The 18,893-nt window shown below is 70.5% G+C and carries 14 protein-coding genes; 3 read left to right on the forward strand and 11 right to left on the reverse strand.

Translation table 11 applies throughout. The features are described 5' to 3' along the window. Positions 1 to 89: 89 nt before the first annotated feature. Entirely contained in the window at positions 90 to 560 is a 471-nt protein-coding gene (locus IW245_RS10455) for a peptidase inhibitor family I36 protein (RefSeq protein ID WP_197002978.1), read from the reverse strand. A gap of 260 nt (positions 561 to 820) precedes the next feature. Here IW245_RS10455 and IW245_RS10460 point away from each other — a divergent pair, with 260 nt between their 5' ends. Beyond that, positions 821 to 2,323 carry an alkaline phosphatase family protein gene (locus IW245_RS10460; protein WP_197002979.1) on the forward strand — a complete coding sequence of 501 codons (1,503 nt, stop codon included), beginning with the start codon at positions 821 to 823 and terminating at the stop codon, positions 2,321 to 2,323. Positions 2,324 to 2,405: 82 nt separating this feature from the next. On the opposite strand, the gene IW245_RS10465 is transcribed toward IW245_RS10460, so the two are convergent. From IW245_RS10465 to IW245_RS10480, 4 genes are all read right to left on the reverse strand, one after another. Further along, positions 2,406 to 3,035, reverse strand: a complete 630-nt coding sequence (locus IW245_RS10465) for an HAD family hydrolase (protein WP_231398746.1) — start codon at positions 3,033 to 3,035, stop codon at positions 2,406 to 2,408. Positions 3,036 to 3,135: 100 nt separating this feature from the next. After that, positions 3,136 to 3,576, reverse strand: a complete 441-nt coding sequence (locus IW245_RS10470) for a hypothetical protein (protein ID WP_197002980.1) — start codon at positions 3,574 to 3,576, stop codon at positions 3,136 to 3,138. A gap of 151 nt (positions 3,577 to 3,727) precedes the next feature. Next, positions 3,728 to 6,613 (reverse strand): ATP-binding protein, encoded by a 2,886-nt coding sequence (locus IW245_RS10475; protein ID WP_197002981.1) that lies wholly within the window; start codon positions 6,611 to 6,613, stop codon positions 3,728 to 3,730. Then, on the reverse strand, positions 6,613 to 6,789 hold the full coding sequence (locus IW245_RS10480; protein WP_197002982.1) for a hypothetical protein: 177 nt from the start codon (positions 6,787 to 6,789) through the stop codon (positions 6,613 to 6,615). The genes IW245_RS10475 and IW245_RS10480 overlap by 1 nt, the downstream gene beginning before the upstream one ends. A gap of 311 nt (positions 6,790 to 7,100) precedes the next feature. On the opposite strand from IW245_RS10480, the gene IW245_RS10485 reads away from it, so the two are divergent. Continuing rightward, positions 7,101 to 7,262 (forward strand): hypothetical protein, encoded by a 162-nt coding sequence (locus IW245_RS10485; RefSeq protein ID WP_197002983.1) that lies wholly within the window; start codon positions 7,101 to 7,103, stop codon positions 7,260 to 7,262. Positions 7,263 to 7,576: 314 nt separating this feature from the next. On the opposite strand, the gene IW245_RS10490 is transcribed toward IW245_RS10485, so the two are convergent. The 6 genes from IW245_RS10490 to IW245_RS10515 form a co-directional block, all read right to left on the reverse strand. Then, the gene (locus tag IW245_RS10490) at positions 7,577 to 8,413 is read right to left on the reverse strand and encodes a septum formation family protein (RefSeq protein WP_197002984.1); all 837 of its coding nucleotides are present in this window, start codon (positions 8,411 to 8,413) and stop codon (positions 7,577 to 7,579) included. 355 nt (positions 8,414 to 8,768) lie between these two features. Next, a complete protein-coding gene (locus tag IW245_RS10495; RefSeq protein ID WP_197002985.1) occupies positions 8,769 to 9,713 on the reverse strand; it encodes a hypothetical protein in 945 nt (314 codons plus the stop codon). 327 nt (positions 9,714 to 10,040) lie between these two features. Then, positions 10,041 to 11,906, reverse strand: a complete 1,866-nt coding sequence (locus tag IW245_RS10500) for an RICIN domain-containing protein (RefSeq protein WP_197002986.1) — start codon at positions 11,904 to 11,906, stop codon at positions 10,041 to 10,043. Beyond that, entirely contained in the window at positions 11,903 to 16,093 is a 4,191-nt protein-coding gene (locus IW245_RS10505) for a type VII secretion EssC family protein (protein WP_197002987.1), read from the reverse strand. Before IW245_RS10505 ends, IW245_RS10500 begins: the two co-directional genes overlap by 4 nt. A gap of 55 nt (positions 16,094 to 16,148) precedes the next feature. Further along, positions 16,149 to 16,412 carry a WXG100 family type VII secretion target gene (locus tag IW245_RS10510; protein WP_197002988.1) on the reverse strand — a complete coding sequence of 88 codons (264 nt, stop codon included), beginning with the start codon at positions 16,410 to 16,412 and terminating at the stop codon, positions 16,149 to 16,151. Between the two features lie 106 nt (positions 16,413 to 16,518). Beyond that, on the reverse strand, positions 16,519 to 17,340 hold the full coding sequence (locus tag IW245_RS10515; protein WP_197002989.1) for a hypothetical protein: 822 nt from the start codon (positions 17,338 to 17,340) through the stop codon (positions 16,519 to 16,521). A 71-nt stretch (positions 17,341 to 17,411) separates the two neighbouring features. Between IW245_RS10515 and IW245_RS10520 the strand changes: the two genes are divergently transcribed. Next, positions 17,412 to 18,881 carry a serine/threonine-protein kinase gene (locus IW245_RS10520; protein WP_197002990.1) on the forward strand — a complete coding sequence of 490 codons (1,470 nt, stop codon included), beginning with the start codon at positions 17,412 to 17,414 and terminating at the stop codon, positions 18,879 to 18,881. Positions 18,882 to 18,893: the final 12 nt, after the last annotated feature.

Raw genomic sequence — 18,893 nt, forward strand, 5'->3', positions numbered from 1 at the left:
TCGTAGTCAGCGCGGGGCTCCGCGCTCAGCCCCAATACGTGACGGAACCGCCCCGGCCGTCCGGCCGGGGCGGTGGTACCCGCCGATGGTCAGCAGCCGGAGGTCACCCACCGGTGTGAGCGCAGGTTCATGCCCCCGTTGACGCCGTCCCACTGCCAGCCCTGGTGCAGGCAGCCGGCCAGGTACTGGTAGTTGGCGTCGAAGTAGAACGCGACGCCCCAGTAGCTCTGGTTCTGGCCGTTGTTGTACATCGAGTGCACGTTGCCGTTCTGCGCCCACCAGCACGTGATCGAGCCGGAGCGCCAGTCGTTGTCGGCGTTCTGCCAGCTGCACCGGTTGCCGGTTCCGCCGGTGCCGTCCCAGACGCAGAACGCGCCGGAGTCACACTGCCACGCGGACAGCAGGGCACCGGTGCGGGTGTCGACCGCCTGGTGGGCGCCGACCGGGGCCCGGTCGCTGGCGGCGGCGGGGGCCGCCATCCCGCCGAGCAGTACCACGAGCAGGCTCACCGCGACCGCGATGCGACGGGTGAGGTGGATCGATCTTCCCTGTACGGACATGGCCACTCCTCAGGTTCGTTCTCCGTGATGGATGCCGGAGACGTTAGGTACGTGTCCTTACCGGCGTCTTACCGCGAAGGGCGTCCTGCCGCGCGGACGGCGCACCCGCCGGGCCCGCGTCCGGCGCCACCGTCGCACGGACGGTCGGGTGAACTTCATCGGCGCACCCCACCCCCGTCGCCGACCATTCATCGACGACCTCAATGGTATGAACCAATTCGGCTCGGTCGAGCCGGAGCCACCCTGGAGGTTCGTACCCGATGAAGAGACCCAGAATCGTGCTGGTCGGCACGGTCGCCGCCATCCTGCTGTCCGTCCTGGCAGCACCGGCCACGGCAGCGCCCCGGCCTGCCGCCACCAGCGCAAACCTGATCGTCAACGGCGGCGGGGAGTCCGTCGCCGAGTGCTCGCCCACCGGCCTGGACGGCATGACCGTGCCCGGCTGGGCGGTCAGCGCTGGCGAACCGAACGTGGTCTGCTACGGCGCGGCCGGCGGCTACCCGGACGCCGGCACCCCCGGCTCACCCAACCGGGGCACCGGCTTCCTCGCAGGTGGCGGCACCGGCAACTCCTCACTCACCCAGAACGTGATCGTGTCGGCGGCCGGTGCGGCGATCGACGCCGGCGGGGTGACGTACAACCTGAGCGGCTGGCTGGGCGGGTACTCCTCCCAGAACGACCGGGTCGGACTCACGGCCACCTTCCTCAGCGGCACCGGCACCGCCCTGGGCACCTCGCAGCTCGGGCCGGTCACCAGCGCCAACCGGGGCAACGTCACCAAGTTCCTGCAGAAGACCGCCACCGGCACCGTGCCCGCCGGCACCCGGACCGTCCGGCTGGTGCTGGCGTTCACCTGGGCCTCCGGGGGCGCGATCGACGGGTACGCCGACGACCTGTCCCTGACCCTGTCGGCCGCCGTGCCGACCCCGACGCTGACCGTGCCCGCGTCGAGCGTGCCCGGCTACGACCACGTGTTCGTCGTCATGATGGAGAACTCCAACTACGGCGACATCATCGGCAACTCCGCCGCGCCGTACATCAACAGCCTCGCCGGCGCGAACACCCTGTTGACCCAGTCCTACGGCATCACCCACCCCAGCGACCCCAACTATGTCGCACTCGCCGCCGGCGGCCTCCACGGCCTGTCCGACAACAGCATCCTCACCACCACGATCAACGCCCCGCACCTCGGCACCCGCGTCGAGGACGCCGGCAAGACCTGGAAGTCCTACGTCGAAAACCAGAACGGCAACTGCGACACCACCGCCCACGGCCACTACTACCCCGACGACGTGCCCTTCTACTACTTCAAGGACATGAAGACCGACGCAGCCCGGTGCGCTGCGCACTGGCAGCCGCTCACCCGGATGGTCACCGACCTGAACTCGACGGCCACCACCCCCAACTTCGTGTGGTTCGCCGCCGACGGATGCGACGACATGGAGGACTGCGGCACGACCGCCGGCGACACCTGGCTGAAGAACACCCTGCCCGCCATCTTCAACTCTCCGGCGTGGACGACCCAGCGCTCGCTGCTGATCGTCACGTTCGACGAGGACGCCGTCAAGGCCTTCGGCCCCGGCTATCCCAACCACGTCCCCACCATCCTCGTCGGCTCCCAGAACACCGTGAAGGCCGGCTACCAGAGCGCCGGGCGGGTCGACCACTACGGCATCCTGCGCACCATCGACCAGGCCCTCGGCCTGGCGCCACTGACCAACAACGACCGGTACGCCGCACCCGTCAACGACGCCTGGCGGTAGCCGACAGGGCACCGCCGCGCCGACCTGGGCGCAGCGGTGCCCGCTACGTCACCCAAGTGGCTTTCGATTCTGTCGGGTGAGCTCAACACCCTGCTCGGCGGCCCGTCAACAGCTCCAGAGCCTGCGACGGGTGCGACAGGACGGCGTGCGCCGGCTCGGCCGGGTCGTGCAGATGCCCCCACCCGGCGGCCAGCGCGGTCGCGCCGGCCGCGTGCGCGGCGCGCAGGTCGACGTTGGCATCCCCGATGTAGCCGATCGCAGACGGCTCGATACCCAACTCGGCAGCCACCCGCAGGAGGCCATCCGGAGCGGGCTTCGCCGGGACCTGGTCCCCGCCGACGACGAGACTCGGGTGGATGCCGGCCGGCCCCAGTAGGGCGTGCGCGGCCCGGCACGTCGTGCCGGTGAACACCACGACCGGCAGCCCCAACCCGACCAGCGCTTCCAAGGTGGGCAGGATCCCCGGGTACGGGTCCACCACCGCCCCGGCCAGCAGCCGGTAGTAGACGCCCGCCTCATCGCCCGTGAGCGCACGGCCGAGGAAATGCTCCAGGATCACCTCCGGCGTACCCAACGAGTACGCCGCCACAACCTCGACCGGGTCAGGTCGCTGTCCGCCGATTTCTGCGATCGCATCGGCCAGGGCGTCGGGCACAACGCCGGTCGAGTCGATCAACGTGCCGTCCATGTCCCACACCAGATGGCTCACCATCCGCACATTTTGCCCACCCGGACACAGAACACATCCGGCGGGGCGTCCAACCCCAGCACGGATCGATAGTTGGCCACGCCGGGACCTAAGCCTCGCCCGTTCAGCGCCGGAACTGCTGTGCGACGGTGTCGAAGACCTCTCTGCCGGCCTGGCCCCGTGATTCCACCAGTTCGGCGACCGGTTGGTCGAGCTGCGGATCATAGCCACGCAGCCCGGTCGCGTGTTCCACGATCACGGCGAGGTCGAACGCATTCGCAAGTACCCTGGCTGCGGCGTCGCCCTCGGTCCAGTAGGGCACCTTCAGCGACCACTCGCCTTCGATATGACCCAGTTGGATGCCGGTGGGCCCGTGGACGAGTTCCCAGTTGGGTGGGCCCTCGGTGACGGACACCTCGCCGAACAGCTCACGAGCCTGAGCCACGATCGTTCCCCACTGCGGGGACTGTGTCGGCGGTTCGCCCTCGTGCTCCTCCAACTCCTCCAGCGCCTCCTCCCAGGTCTGGCCGGACTTGAGGTCCAGGAAGTAGATGTCATAGCTCATAGCCCGAATCTACTGGGAGACCGGGTACGACTCATATCCGCACCGAATAACCGGCACTTGCCACCCCGCCGGTCTCCTCGGCGCACACCCCGCCCGGCACGCCCTTCGACATGTCCTGGCGGCTTCGGGTACACCTCGACGGTTGCTGTTCTCAGCTCACCGCCAAGAATGGAATCCCGTTCGCCGACGCGTACCTGGCGAGCGCTCTCCTGTCCTGACACTCCAGTTTCGCGAGGAGCCCGGACACGTGCTTCTCCACAGTGCGGGGCGAGATGAACAGTCGCCGGCCGACGGCCCGGTTGTCCAGTTGGCCGGCGAGCAGTCCGAGCACCTCGAACTCGCGGACGGTGACGCCCCGCGCCCGTAGCGGCGGGGGGACGGAGCCCCAGCCGCGTCTCCGGGCCGGCGTGGGGGCGCCGGCCGCGCGCAGGACCGATCGGCACGCCGCGGCCACGGGTCGGTGACCCAGGTCGTGGAAGTACTCCTCGGCGGTCCGGGCCCATGCGGGTGGGTCGCCCCAGCCGGTGGTGACGCCGTCCTCGGCGACCAGCCGCAACACCAGGTGCCGGGCCAGCGGGAACACGGCGGCGGCCTCGTCGGACTCGGCCAGCGCGGCCCCGGCTTCGGCCGGTCGGCCGTCCCGGGCGAGCAGGACCGCGCGGGCGGCGCTGACGAACTGCCGGTTCCACCGGTACCGGGACCGCGGGTGCGCCGCGACGGCGTCGTGTTCCACCCAGCCCTGGTCACCGTCTAGGACGCCGAGCAGCAGGGCCAGCCCATACCTGCCGGACAGCGCGTACGGCGAACCGGTCGCCTCCTCGCGGGCCGTGGCCCGGTCCAGATCGGCCCTCGCCCGGGCACGGTCCTCCTCCAGCAGCGCGCACACCGCCCCGCCCTGCCCCCAGGCGACCGGCAGGTAGTGGGTGTCGGCGCCACCGTCGGCCATGAGCGCCTCGACATGTCTGTCCATCTCGGCCCGACGCCCGCGGTGCCCGGCCCGGACGGCGGAGGACAGGGTCAGGTACCGGACGATCTTGTGATGGCCGAGGCGGGCCGCGAGCTGTCGGCCGGGAACGATCAGCTCGGCGGCCCGGTCGTGCTCGCCCCGCAGCACAGCCAGCATCGCCTGGAGACCTTCCACGCCGCACAGGTCGCGCAGCGCGCCCAGCCGGACGGCCTGGGCGTGCGCCTGGTCGAGGCGGCCGCCGTGCCCGTCGCGCAGCATGTCGTTCGCGCCCAGGTATGCCAGGGCCTCCAGCTGCCACGCGCCGAGCTCGTGGCGTTGTGCCGTGGCGAGCAGGAGTTCGAACACCTCGTCGGACTCGGCCAGCGAACCATCGCGGGCCGTCGTTCCCAGCACCTCCCAGGCCCGGCACGCCAGCTCGGGCAGGCCCGCGTGCTCCGCGGTGACGGCCGCCCGCCGGGCGAGGTACTCGGCGCGGCCCGGCGGCGCCTCGGGGGTCTCGACGAGCACCAAGGACTCCAGCACGTCGAATCCGGCCTCGTACTCGGCGTGCGGCTCAGCGGCGAGCAGTGCCCGACCCGCGCCGATCCGGGCCAGGCAGACCTCCCGTGCGCCGGTCGCCGAGGCCGCCTCGGCGAGGCGCAGCTGGAGCCCGGCTAGCACCGCCGGTGCGGCGACCAGTCCGTCGACCGCGTCGGAGTACCCCAGAGCGTTGTCGCCGCGACCGGACATCGTCCATGCCCGCAGCAGCGGGTCGAGGAACTCGGAGCGATCGGCGCCGACGAGTTCGACGGCGCGTTCGAACAGGGAGACCGCCGTCGTGGCCGTCCCGGCGGTGAGGGCCCGGCGACCCGCCACGGCCAGTATCTCGGCGGCCGACCCGAGATCGGCGGCGAGCACCCGGAGTCGGGCCACCCGTTCGCACCACTCCCCCGGCAGGCCGGGAAAGTGGTGTTCGATCGCCGCAGCGACCGTGGCGGCGAGAGTCTCGCCCAGGGTGCGGGGCAGCGACGCGAGGAGCACCTCGACGGTCAACGCGTGCCGGAACGCGAACCAGCCCGGTGTCGGTTCGGCGGTGAGAATTCCGGCCGCGCACGCCGCACCGAGCAGCTGGTCCACCTCGGCGGCGGTGCGGCCCGTCGCCTCGGCCGGCACTGAGGCGGGAAAGCGTCGATCCACCAGCGCCCCGGCGCGCAGGAGGTGCAGAATGTCCGGGCCCAGCGCCTCGGCCCGCTCGGTGATGAGTTGGGCCAGGGTGGCGGGAATCGCGCCGACCGTGGTGTCGGCGGCCGCCCAGCCGTGCGCGTCGCGACGCAGGCCGCCGGAGGAGACCATGCCGGCGAGCAGTTCCTCCAGGAAGAACGGGTTGCCGTCCCCGTCGCGCACCAGGGTGGCGATCACCGAGGGCGGCGGGCGGCCGCCGAGACAGTGCGCCGCCAGTTCCGCCATGTGCGCGGGTTCCAACGGGCCGAGGCTCACCGGTCGGGCCACCCGCCGCCGTCGCGCGGACGCGAACAGTTCGCGGGCGGGTCCCGGCTGGTCGCGGGCGGTGAGCAGCGACAGCACGGGCCACTGGTCGACGTTGTCCATCAGGTACTCCACCGCCGCCAACGTCTCAGGGTCCGCATCGTGCAGGTCCTCGAGAACCAGAAGGCAGCCGGCCGGATGTCCGACGCCCAGCAACCGCAGAACGGACTCCGCCACGACCAGCGGTGAGTCCGCCCTGCCCGGGTCGGCCAGATGCCCCCACTGGGGCACGAGCCGCCCGAGGACCGGCAGGAACGGCTCCAGTGCTGGCCCGGTGGGCGGACCGGTCGTGCGGAACGCCGACATCAGAGCCTCGGACAGCGGCCGGTACGGCACTGACAGCACCGTCGATCCCGCGCGCCCCCGCAGCACCGGCATCGATGCCCGCCCTTGCAACTCGCTGGCCAGCCGGGTCTTCCCGCTACCCGCCTCTCCGAGCAGGATCACGGTCGAGCCCGTCCCCGACGACACCATGTCGCCGAGGGCCCGTGCCAGGACGCCCAGCTCATGCTCTCGGCCGACCAGTACCGGGGAGGACAGCGGCACTAGAGGTCCCCGGCGGGCTCTTCCAGCCCGCGTAGACCAAACGTGGTGCAGAAGTAGTCCAAACTTACCGACGGAATCTCGCCATCGCCGTGCCTCAGCACGATCTCCCCCGCGGGGTGCGTCCCTGTCCGGTGGTCGGGGTCCTTCCAACTGCGCACCAGTTCCTCGACGGTCACACGGTCTCCCTCAGTTCAGCCTCACCGTGCGGAGCATGTGCGGCCCGCAGCTCGTACAAGGGTCAGTCCCAGACCGCCACATGTCTTGGGGGCCATGCCCCCAGATTCCTGCGGCCATCCGCAATATCCCGGCATGTCCGCGCAGATCTGACCGCGGGTGTGCCTCACCTGGGGCTACGTGGTCCCGGCGCCCTCGCCAGCACCCAGTTCGCGGATCCGGACACCCGACTGTGGACCGCGGCATTGTCCGGGGTCCGGGCTCGGCGGTTGACTACCCGACGACACATCCCGCCGTATCCCGAAGGAGTCCTGTGCTCAGGAAAATTCTTGTTCTCGCCGTCATCGCCGGCGCTGCCCTGACGACCGTTCCGCTGCACGCCGCCGCCGTGCAGGCGAACGACCGATCCGTCGTCGCGCTCGAGTGCGAGCGGCCCTGGGAAGAGCGCTGCAGCCCCGATTGGCCGCTCTGGTAGATCGGCCGGTCACCAGGGGCGGGCTCCGCGCAGCGGGTGTCCGCCCCTTCCCGCCACCGACGACAATCCACAGAGGATGGCGATACGCATGACATATGCCGGCGGGTCGATCTGGGCTGCTGGTACGAACTCCACCACGTCGATCGGGTGCGCGGTCGCCAGCGGCAGGTCGGCCATGTCTGCGTCGGTTATCCTGGGCTCGACCGAGGTCGCCGCTGGCACCCGGATGTTGCCCGACGCACGGGGTCGCGCGAGACGGCAGTACATGGGACCGTTCGGTCCATGCCCGACAACAGCGGGTGAACGCGGCTGGGTCAGGTCAGGATGAGTGGCTCGGTGCCGATCCCCTTGATCATGCGGGTGAGGTGCTTGTCTCCCCTGACCGCGACGAAACAGCGGACGGACCGAAATCCCCGCTGGATCTCCTCGGCGGTGGGTGAGGCCCACAGCGGCATGAGCTCCCCGGGAACCCGGCCCTCCGGTACGCCGAGATACCCGCTCACCGTCGCGCCGCACGCCCGCGTGCCGGAGGCGCGCAGCTCGTCGCGGGTGGCGGGTGGATGACCGTCCGTGTCTTCCAACCGGGCCAGCCCGACGAACTCGCCGCTGTGCGGGTCCCCACAGTTGGGCAGGTAGGTGAAGTCGATCAGTGTGTCGCCGTCGGAGACCCGGTTGACGCACTGGATGGTCATCGGGCCAGACTGGGCGAGCACGCCCCGCAGGCTGGATGTCCTTGCGACGACCAGCTTCTTCGCCATGCTCCTGGTCTCGGCCACGACGCACGCGATCCACCGGTGGGGTTTGCCGTTGATGGTCTTGGTGTCCGGGTACCAGCGCAGTTCGACCCTGCCGGTCAGGTAGGGCGCACCGAGCAGCTTGTCGGCCTCCTGCGCGCACAGTTGAGCCGCGGCGGTGATCGCCGTGCCCTCGTCGGCGGTCGGGTCGATCTCTCCGACGTGGTACGTCTCGTACTCGTGCGAGCGGTCGCATGCCACGATCCGACGGCCCAGCGTGGACGTCGGGATATCGCTGGTGTTGGCGTTCCAGCATTCGTTCGCCCTGTCGTTGGGGCCGAAGTACTGTTCCCCGTTGCCCGGGTCGGCCCGGGTGCACCCTGCGAGCCCCAGAACGGCCACAAGAAGCATCCTCATCGAAGTCACTCGATAGCTCCCCATGTAGTGGAGCCTACGGGGCGCGCTACGATCCGACTTCCGCCGAACGGCCACACCCCTCAGCGAACCCACGACAGGAGGCCGTCGGCGCACGAGCGATGCGGCAGGGCGAGGTGGTCCAGGTCCTACAAAATTCCCAGGCATCTCGCGTATTAGCAATGATGCGTGAGCACAGCAGGAACACGGGTGGGCCCAAATGGCCCCAGGGGTCGGCATCCCGGGTTGAGAGGCGGCACCATTCAAGGCTGCCGAGTCGAGTTCGTGAGATCTCACGCTCTGAAGATAGTTCAAAGCAATCGCGCAGCGCTTACGCAACATTCGCGGCGGTTTTTCGTCACCACCATGCCGTCTTTTCGTGAAACTCTGGCGGCTCGATTATCAGGAAATTGTGGTATGCGGTCAACGTGAACTGATCCCAGTGTTGGAAGAAGGGATAGTCCCGTGATGAGGGTGCCTTCTCCGCAACTTTACTGCGGTCCCGCACCCATCCACCATCTCTGGCCGCCAGCTGACGCAGAGCATGGAGATCATGAATGAAGGCGAGCGGTGCGCGGTAGTGGCTAGCGGCTGCTATGAACCGGCTTAGCGCGACCACATCCGAACCTGAGGGCCAAGGCGCGGTGTAGTCCGGCAGGTCCATTTCGAACGGTGCCGGCAGAGTGATCCGCTCCGCGGCTTTGGCTCTCAGGCTGGGCGTTGCGTGGTCTGGCCACACTTCGGCGCCATTAAGCCGTTGGTCGGCAGCAACCCAGCGCTCGCCGAGAGGCGTCAGGCAGACCCTGTGCGGGCCTGCTGCGACGAGGTTCCAGACCATCGCCGCGGACCACGCCCCAGCAGCCCGGGGGTGCGTGAGGATGCGCTGGATCTCTGTTGCCGGCTGGCTCCCCCAGAGCCAATACAGCAGGCGCCGCAGACGCTCGGCGGCGCCAGTATGCGGACATGCGACACCTCCGCAAATATAGGCGCGCATGGATGAAAAGTACGCCCGAATTGTTTCAGTCGCAGTGTGACCTCGGGGTTTACCGCTACTGCTCCACAACTCGAACTTCGACGCATATTCGGTGTCGTTAAACCATTTCACCACCAGCATGTCCTGCTCAAGAGCAGTCGACGAGTGCGTCTTAGATGTATCTACCCAGTACATCGTCGAACTGCCATCGGAATGAAAGGCTTGCCGCGCTTCTCTGTCATGCACGACAAGAGATTGATCGTATTCTCGGGCTGTTGCCACTTGAAGGTGCTCAACCCTAGCCGTCGCGTCGAATCCGCCGCCGGGCATCCATAAATCGTGAGCAGTTACGACGGCCCTTTCTCGCACTCGATCCGGAGCACGATTGCGATCATGGGCACTGTGATAGGCGCACCACAGTAGTGACGCAGGCAAGCGGTCTGCATAGGACATGTCAATCTCCCGGGACTACCTCATCGTCGCCGTGCTTTTGCAACGCGGCATTGCGCTCATTCGACAAACACTGGCGTCGACCCGAGAAGGTCGCGGCGCGTGATGGCCGCGTGGCTCCGCAATCACCACGCGCCAAGTCAGTGATCATGGCCCGCAGACGCATTGAGCGGCACGGCGACGAGTGCCTCGGCCTCGTTCACGTCATCAGTCGGGGTTGTGCGGTTCGACCACCCGGTACTGCAGGGCAATGGTCCACGGCTCCCCCTGCCTCTGCTCGAGCGGGGAGCCCTCGTTGCTGGACTCGCCGCGTAGGAACAGGCACATCGTCGAGCGCACGTTGCAGATCATTCCGTAGTTCCAGCCGTTGTTGTTCGTCTGGGCGTACCAGGTCCACAGCTGGCTGCCGCCGGAGTCCCTGCACGGCATCTGGACGATGTCGGCCCCCGCCGACGTGCTACCGCCGGCGACGTCGAGGCATTTTCCGCTCGCGTAGTTCACGATCTTGTAGCTGTTGCCGCGGTAGCCGCCGGCCCAGCCCCAGAGGGTCGTGCTGGTTTGCTTACAGCGGTTGTCCCAGCTGACCCAGTACTGCACGACGGCTGCGCCGTCCGCCTGGCTGCCGCCCTGTACTCCGATGCAGCGACCGCTCAGCGAGCTGCCGATCTGCCCGTAGGACGCGGGGTTGGGTTGGGCCTCGGCGGGCGGAGGCGGCGGGGGCGGCGGTGCGGTGGTCGGCGCGACTGTCGGCGACGGCGTTGGTGGGCGCGTGGCCGGCGCTGGGAGGACCGTGACGGCCGGGGTGGGTACGGGGCGCGGCGGGGTGGTCTTCGGCGGCGGCGGAATGCTCGCCGGAAGCGAGGCCGGCGGGGCGGAGGGCTTCGGTGCCGGCTTCGGCGAAGGGCTCTGGCTGGGCGATGGGGCTGGCTTCTGCGCCGGGTCGCGGACCGGGGTGTTCGGGTCGTGGATGCGGATCGGCCTGGCGGCCCCAGTCTCGTCGATCACGATGCCGGTGTCGGCGTTACTGGTGTAGATGAACAGTTTGCCGTCGTCGAGGACCAGCATGGGTTCCCCGCCGTCGGGCAGTTCGATGTCGGTGCCGCCGCGCCGACCGTCCTGGTCCAGGACCACCACTTTGTGGCTGTCGAGGCAGGGAACGTAGACCTGGCCCCGGAACACGGCGGGTTTCACCGGCCGTTGGCAGTCGACCTGGCGCATGTCCACGGTGAGCACGGTGTCCGGCCGGGCCAGCACCACGGTGGAGGCCGAGGTGGCCGCTGCCGGCACGAGGTCTGCGGGGCTGGTGTCGGCGGCCTGGATCGGGCCGCGCAGCGCCGGGGTGCTCAGCCGGACCCCGTCCGCGCCGCCCACGCTGGTCACAGAGCCGGCCTCGGGGCTGAATACCGTCACGCCGGTTTGGTGGGCGACCAGCACCGTGGCGGGTCCGGCGCCGGTGATGGTGGCCGGGTCGGCGGGACGCTCCTCGACCTTGCCGCTGTCGTTCCAGCGCAGGGAAAAGAGCCGACCCGCCCGGTTGAGTGCCCAGATCTGCCCGTCGCCGTCGACGGCGGCATCCGACAGGCTGCCGCCCGGGGCCGCCCAGGGCGTGCCGAGGGTCGCGGACGTGCGCGGGTCGACCCGGTAGATGTTTCCCTGTTCCAGGTCCGCGAGGTACACCCGGCTGGCGGACAGCAGGGTCTTCACGGCCCTGCTGTGCGTACGCTGCCCGCTGAGCCGCAGGGTGCTCAGGTCGATGAAACTCACCTCGCCGGTGCTGCCGTCGGTGACGACCAGCTGCTCGCCGCGCTGGGCGACGCGCAGGTCGGCGCCGGGCTTGCCTACGGTGATCGCCACCTCTGGTTGCCCGGTGTTCGGGTTGACCTGGACCACCTGGCCACGTTTGCCGTCACCCAACCAGGTCAGCCCGTCGGGCATGTCCAGGTCGACCTTGGCCGCGCCGTAGCCGAAAGCGACACTGAGCACCAGTGCGCTGAGCACCACGGCGGCCAGGGTGCCGGTGGCGGTGCGGCGGGACCACATGCGCCCGGCCCGGTGGCGCAGCCAGCCACTCATCGGATCTGCTCCTCTTCGGGCTCGGCGGTGACGAAGTGGACGATGCGGGTCGCGCCCTGGGTGCAGAGCACGCCTCGTCCGGGGCCGGCCAGGGACTCGATTCCCCCGCCGTAGGGAATGGCGAAGCCGAGCGTGCCGTCGTCTGCCAGTTCGGGTTGCAGCAACACCCGAGTCCGGTTCTCCAGCGCGATGGTCACCAGGTCTCCCGGGAGGATGCGGGCGTGGTCGAAGTCTGCGGCGACGACCGTCGCGAGCCCTGGCGTCGTCCGGACAAGCTCCAGCAACTGGGACAGGCCATCTCCGGACACAGTCTCCCATTGATGGGCGTCGTCCACCAAAAGCAGAGACCAGCCGCCAGGATCGGCCGGGGTCAGGCTGGCCGGGACCGCGTCGCCTGGGCGGAGGTACACCACGTGCTCTGGCGGGTTCGGCGCGCGGCGCGCCTGGGCGGCGATGCCGGCCAGCACGCTGGACCGGCCGCTGCCCTTGCGCCCGGCGACCAGCAGCGTTGTGCCGCGTAGCGGTGTGCCGACCGGTTCGACCTGGTCGGCGTCGAGTCCGATCAGGATCTCCCAGTCGGTCGGCGCGGGCAGGCTGTCGGGGTGCACCCTGTTCGGCAACGGCGGAATCGCCATCGGTCTGTTTGCGGGATCGATCGGGGCGGCGGGCGTGGCCGGGTCCGACACCGCGAGTTGGAACTCCAGCCCGCCGTACACGCCGCGCCCGGGCGGGCCGTCCTGGTGGAGGACTCCGGTGGGCACGCCGAGCATGGTGTAGTCGTCGTCACTGGTCATGCGCAACACGAGCCGCTGGCCGAAGGCCGCCTGGACGGCCACGTCCAACGCTGCCCGGCTCGGGGTGGTGGCCGTGACGTGCACTCCGGCCCGCCGGCCCTCTTGGAGCACCGTGACCAGCAGTTCGGCGTGCTCGCGGAGGATCTGGCTTCCCGCCAGCTCCCCCAGCAGCGCCGGGAGGTTGTCCACCAGCAGGTGCACGCGGGCCGGGCGGACACCGCTGGGCAGTTGGCCCACCTCGGCGACGTCGTACTCGGCGAGCAGTCGGTTGCGGCTGCGAACCGTGCCCTCGAGCCGGCGCAACAGCCGCAGCACCCGCGCCGTCTCGGCCTGGCCGATCACGGCGCCGACGCCCGGCCGGTCCGCGAGGCCGGACAAGCCGCCGCCTGCGTAGTCCAGGCAGTACATCTGGACCGGGCGCCCGGCGGGGTGCAGCGCCCCGGCCGCGGCCAGGGTGCGTAGCAGCTCGGTCTTGCCGGCGCGGGAGGCGCCGTAGGCCAGGACATGACCGAGTGCCGGGTAGTTCAACAGGAGGGGACGCTGCTCACGGCGGCGGGGGTCATCGAGCAGGCCGACCGCAACGGTGCCCTCCGTCCCGCCGTGCAGCCTGCCGAGCGGCTGGATGTCCGCCAGCGGGGGCAGCCAGGGGGCGGTGACCTCGCGCTGACGCCCGCCTGCCAGTTCGGCGGCGAAGGCGGTGTTGACAGTGGTGACGAGGCGGGCCAGGTCGGTGCGGTCGTGTGAGCGGTGGTGGCTGTGGCCGTGGGCGTTGTCCGAGGCGGTGAAGGCTCGTACCTCGACCAGACGCTGCTCCGGCACCAGCTCCTCGCGGGCGCCCACCCAGGCGACCTGCAGCGGTTCGGCCTTGCGTCGCCCGACCCGGCGGACCAGCGCCCGGCCCGGGGTGGCCCGGTTGATCTCTGCGGCGTCCGCGCAGTCGAGCACGTCGTGGGAGTCCTCAGCGGAGGCGACCCGCAGGGCGATGCGCAGGTCGGTGTTCGCCCGGATGTTGGCGGTCACCACCCCGGCCGGACGCTGGGTGGCCAGAAACAGGTGCAGGCCCAGGGAGCGGCCGCGCTGGGCGATGTTGACCATGCCCTCGACGAACTCCGGCACCTCGGTCGCCAGTGCCGCGAACTCGTCGACGCAGATCAGCAGACTGGGCGGCGCGGCGGACGGGTGTTCGGCCTCCATCTGGACGAGGTCCTTGACCCTGTACGCGTTGAGGAGCTCTTCGCGGGCGGTGATCTCCGCGCCGAGGGCGACCAGCGCGCGGCGGACGTCGGCCGGCTTGAGGTCGGTGATGCACCCGATGGTGTGCGGCAGGTTCTCCAGTTCACGGAACGCCGCCCCGCCCTTGTAGTCCACCAGCAGGAACGTGATCCGGCTCGGCGGATTGTTCAGGGCCAACGACAACAACATGGTCTGCAGGAACTCGCTCTTCCCCGAGCCGGTCGTGCCGGCCAGCAGCGCGTGCGGCCCGTCCTCGCGCAGGTCGACGGTCGCCACCCCGGACACGCCCAGGCCGAGTTGGGCCCGCAGCCCCCGGCTGCCCGCCCACCGCTCCACGACCACCTCAGGATTGTCGGGGTCTGCGAAGTCGCCGGGCAGGTCGGGCAGCCGCACCTGGGCGGGCAGGTCGGTGTCGGCGGAGCGGGCCGCGACCTCGTCGACGTAGGGGTGCATCGCCCGCGCCAGCGACCAGGCGTCGATCAGGTCCATGCCGTCGGCCGCACGCAGCGGCGTCACGCCTCCTCTGTCGCGGAACGCCAGGCACGCCGACTCCCCCGCCGGGGCCTGCGTTCCGGTCAGGTTCAGCACGGCCGAGGTGCTGGCCGGCACGGTGTGCGCCGACGCGCCCAGCCACACGAGGCGCAGCCCCGCCGCTCCGGCAACCGCTTCGACCCGGCGGCGGGACAGTCCGGCCGCCTCGTCCACCAGGCACACGGTGACCCCTGGTCCAGTGGCGGCGGCCAGTTCCTCCAGGAGCAGGTGACCGTCCGCCGCGCCCACGGCCACCGGCGCGCGTCCGCCTGGCCGGCGGGAGACGTGCGGCAGCCACCGTAGCCAGGTCTCGTGCCCGGCCCTGCCTGCCGACAGCACGGCGGCGATCGACAGGTCCACCGGCGAGTGGTCGGCGCACAACCGCGCCACCAGAGCTCGGGCGGCGGCGTCGACCACCTCAGTGGGACCGGTGATGGCGGTGACGGGCGCGTCTGCCAGCCGCCAGGGCACGGCGGTGTCGTCGAGCACGCGTCGGCGGTCCAGTTCGCCGACCGCCCAGGATGTGGCCGCCCGGTCGCCGCCGTCGTCCAGGGTCCCGGTGGCCAACGCGGGCACGGATCCACGGCCGACCCTGATGGTCAGGAAGTCCTCGGTGTCTGGGCGGCGGCCCCACAGCGCGGGTTCGCGACCCAGGACCCGGGGCCGCAAGCCGGCGAGGTCGGGGTGGTCGGCCTTCGCGCGGTCGCGTTGTGCGCGAGCCTTCTCGTCGAGGCCGGCGAGCAGCGTGTCGAGGTCCGCGCGCCACCGGGCCAGCTCGGTGCGGAACTCCTTGTCGACCCGGCGGACCTGCAGCCAGTGGTCAAGCAGCATCAGGGCCGGCCAGCCGAGAATCATGGCGAACCCTGCGATGTTCCACCCGGCCCCGAACAGGCCGACGCCAGTCACGAGGGGCAGCAGCAGCATGGCCCACGGCAGGTGCGGCCTCTGTGCCCGCACCGGCGGGGCGGGCACGGCGGTCACACTGACCTCAACCGGCTCGCCGAACAGCGGCGGGCGCAGCACCCCGTGCTCCCGGGACCCGTCGCCGGTGTCCTCGAGCATCGCGACCGCGAACAGGGTCCCGCCCACCGTCACCTGCTGGTCGGCGGCGACGGGCGTCCGCCCGGTCACCGGCGCCCCTCCGACCAGGACGCCGCTGGAGGACCCGTCGTCCACCAGCACGGGCTGGCGGCCGTCGAGAAGAATCCGGCAATGCAGGCGAGACGTCAGAGGGTCGGTGAGCCGGACGGTGCAGCCATGTCCCCGGCCCACGGTCGCCGCGTCCCCGGTCAGCGTCACGGCGTGTCCGATGTCCGGCCCCGCCAGCACCCGCAGGACGGCCCGGGCGCGCTGCGGCCCGCCCCCCGCCAGGGCCCAGGAGGCGGGCTGCGGGGTGACACCGAGCAGGTCGCCGTTGCGCAGGCCGCACTCGGCGAGCGGCTGACCGGCCCACCAGAGCGTGTCAGCCGTCACCGGCACCAGGTACGCGAACGACTGCCCGGCCCCGCGCAGGTGCTCGGCCAGCGCCTCGGCAAGGTCACGCACGGTGGCACCGGGCTGGGCCCGCACCACCACATCCACCGGCACCAGGCCGCTGTCGCGTGGCGGTTGAATGCTCAATGTCAACATGCCGTCGCCTTCCGGGTGATGGGGGGCCGGCGGGCCGATCCCGCCGGCGGGGCCGCTACTTGGAGGTGTTGACCTGCTCGTCGGCTTCCTTGTTCAGCTTCGCGCCGTTGGAGGTCAGCACCTCAGCGACCTTCTTCACCGCCGGCACGCAGTTGGACTTCCACTCCTGCTTGAAGCGCTCCGCGTCGGGCCCCTTCCAGTTGACGCCATCGACGGCGCTGGTCAGCTGCGCGACGGCCTGGTTGATCGTCTCCGCAGTCTTCGACATCTTCGCCGCGAGGGCTTTGGCGGACTCCGGGTCCATTCCGATAAACGGCATGACAAACCTCCATAGCAGATGGTTCAAGGTGGATTGTGTCCTTGAGTGAGGACCTGCACCCATGCTATGGACGGCTCGAACCGGCCGGCAACTGGAACGTTCCGGATCAGCCCCGCCGCTGGCGCGCCGCGCGCTCCACGCTCTCCAGTTGCTCGGCCGTCACCAGGCCGACCTCGGCGGCCCGGCGGCCGACGGCGTACCGGGCGTTTTCCACCCGGCGCCCGTCGACGGGCCGGAACGGAAGACCACCAGCCCCGAATGCCAGCGCGCAGATCTGTTGGATCGCGTCGTGTACCCGCCGCGGTTCCGTCAGGCGGCCGGTCTCGCCCCGCCAGGTGAGGATCCGTTCCGAGATCTCGCGGTTGGTGGGCGGGCGGGGATAGTCGTCGTCGCCGGACAGCCACGGCTCGGCGAGAGCCAGGGCCACGAACCACATGTCGGTGTCCGGCTCCAGGCCGGGCAGCGGGGCGGTGGTCGCCCGCCGCCAGGACGGCTCAATGCCCGCCGGTCGGGTGTACGGGAAGCTGGCGTCATCGCGGTCGGCCCGCACCTCGATGGTGACCGTGAGGTCGGTGTGGCCGACCGGCTCCTCCCTGCCGCGCAGCACGAGCAGCTGGTTGTCTCCCTCATCGAGCATCGCGGTCATGCCCGCGCCGAGCATGCCCCGGCGGGCGCCGCCCGGCGCGTCGAACAGGCTGGACAACTGCGCACCGGGTTTGCCCTGCCAGCGCACCCGGACGCTGTCGTCGCCGACCACGCATTCGCCGAGCAGCCGGGAGACGTTCGTCCCGGCCTTCGGCAGTGCCAACAGGCTGCACGTCAGATCGTCGCCAGCGGGTGCCCCGGTGGGTAGCCGGCCGAACAGCAGGGTCTCACCAGCGCCCAGCACCAGCGGCGCGGCTCCGGCCACCCGCACGGTCACTCGCATGTGTGGCATCCTCCCGATAGCCTGTCGCAGGAAACTATATGCGTGCATTCCTGGATGGAGGCGGTCCGCTGATGTCGGATCTGGACACGACGGATCCACCCGGCTGGGCCCCCGGTGACGGGCCTGGGCAGCCGCTGGTTCTGGAGGGCTACTCCGACTTCACCCTGATCGCCGAGACGACGCACAGCAGGGTGTACACCGCGGTCCGGCGCCTGCCGGACGGGCTGAAGCGACGCACAGTCGCGGTCAAGGAACTACGTGACGGCGGCAGCCGGAGCCGGCCGCTGCGGGAGGCGCAGCTCACCCTCGACCTGCAACACTCGAGCATCATTCCGGTGTACGACGTGCTCACGGCCACCAACGGGGCGACGTGCATCATGATGGAGTACTGCCGGCGTGGCTCCCTGGCCGCCGAGAACCGGCAGCTGACCGTGGCCGAGACACTCGCCGCGGGCATCGCGGTCGCCGAAGCGCTCGAGTACGCGCACCGCAAGGGCGTCCTGCACCGCGACATCAAGCCGGACAACGTGCTGGTGCGCGGCGACGTCCCCGAGCGACCTTCCTCCTATGTGCTCACCGACTTCGGCATCGCCCGACAGGTGAACGCCAACCTGACCAACTCGACGAACCAGTTCACCTATCCGTACGCCTCGCCGCAACAGCTGACGGGCAAGCCACCGTCGGTTGCCGACGACGTGTGGTCGCTGGGTGCCACCCTGTTCACGCTGCTGGACGGCGCGCCGCCGTTCGCGCTCACCGGGGTGGCCGATACGACGGACACCCTGACCAACCACACCAGGCGCATCGAGAATGCCGAGCCCAGGGCCATGCGCCGCACCGACGTGCCTGACGCCCTGGTCGCCGTGATCAGCCGCTGCCTGCACAAGGACCCGACCGGCAGATACGCCGACGCGGTCGCCCTGCGCGCTGCGCTGTCGGCGGTCGTCCCGGCGGAGTCCGCCTGGGCACGGCCCGGCGTTGCCGTCCCCGCGCTGGCGGAGCCGGCCCCGCACCTGGCTCCGTCGGCGTTGGCGAACGTGCGGCCGGAGCAGCCGCCGACCGGCGTGCCGGCCACGCCGGAGTCGGACCCGCAACCGGTACCCCGGAGGAAACGACGCCGCTGGCTGGCCCTGGTGGCGGCCGCGGCCACAGTACTGGTCGGGGTGCCAGTCGGCGTGTTGCTGGCTCGGGGTGGTGAGCCGAACCCGTCGGCGGTCGGAGCCCGGGCAGGTTCGCCGACCGGATCCTCGGCCTCCCGGCCCGCCTGGGCTCCGGAGTTGCTCGACGTCACCGACCAGCAGTCCGGCGCGGCCCTCCTCTGGCTGGACCACAGCACCGGGCGGGCCGGGTTCATCATCGTCGCCGAGCCCGACGGGCGCACCGGCGACGAGCGCGGTCACTTCCCGCCCGGAACGACCAAGGCCGCGGTCACCGGCCTGGACCCGCTCGTGCACCGGTACTGCTTCGCGGTCGTGGCGGTGCTCGGCGGGGAACACGCCGTCTCCGAACCCCGGTGCGTCACCCGCGCCCGCGCCGGCTGACAGCCGGCGCGG

It is taken from the genome of Longispora fulva, assembly GCF_015751905.1.
Classification (GTDB): domain Bacteria; phylum Actinomycetota; class Actinomycetes; order Mycobacteriales; family Micromonosporaceae; genus Longispora; species Longispora fulva.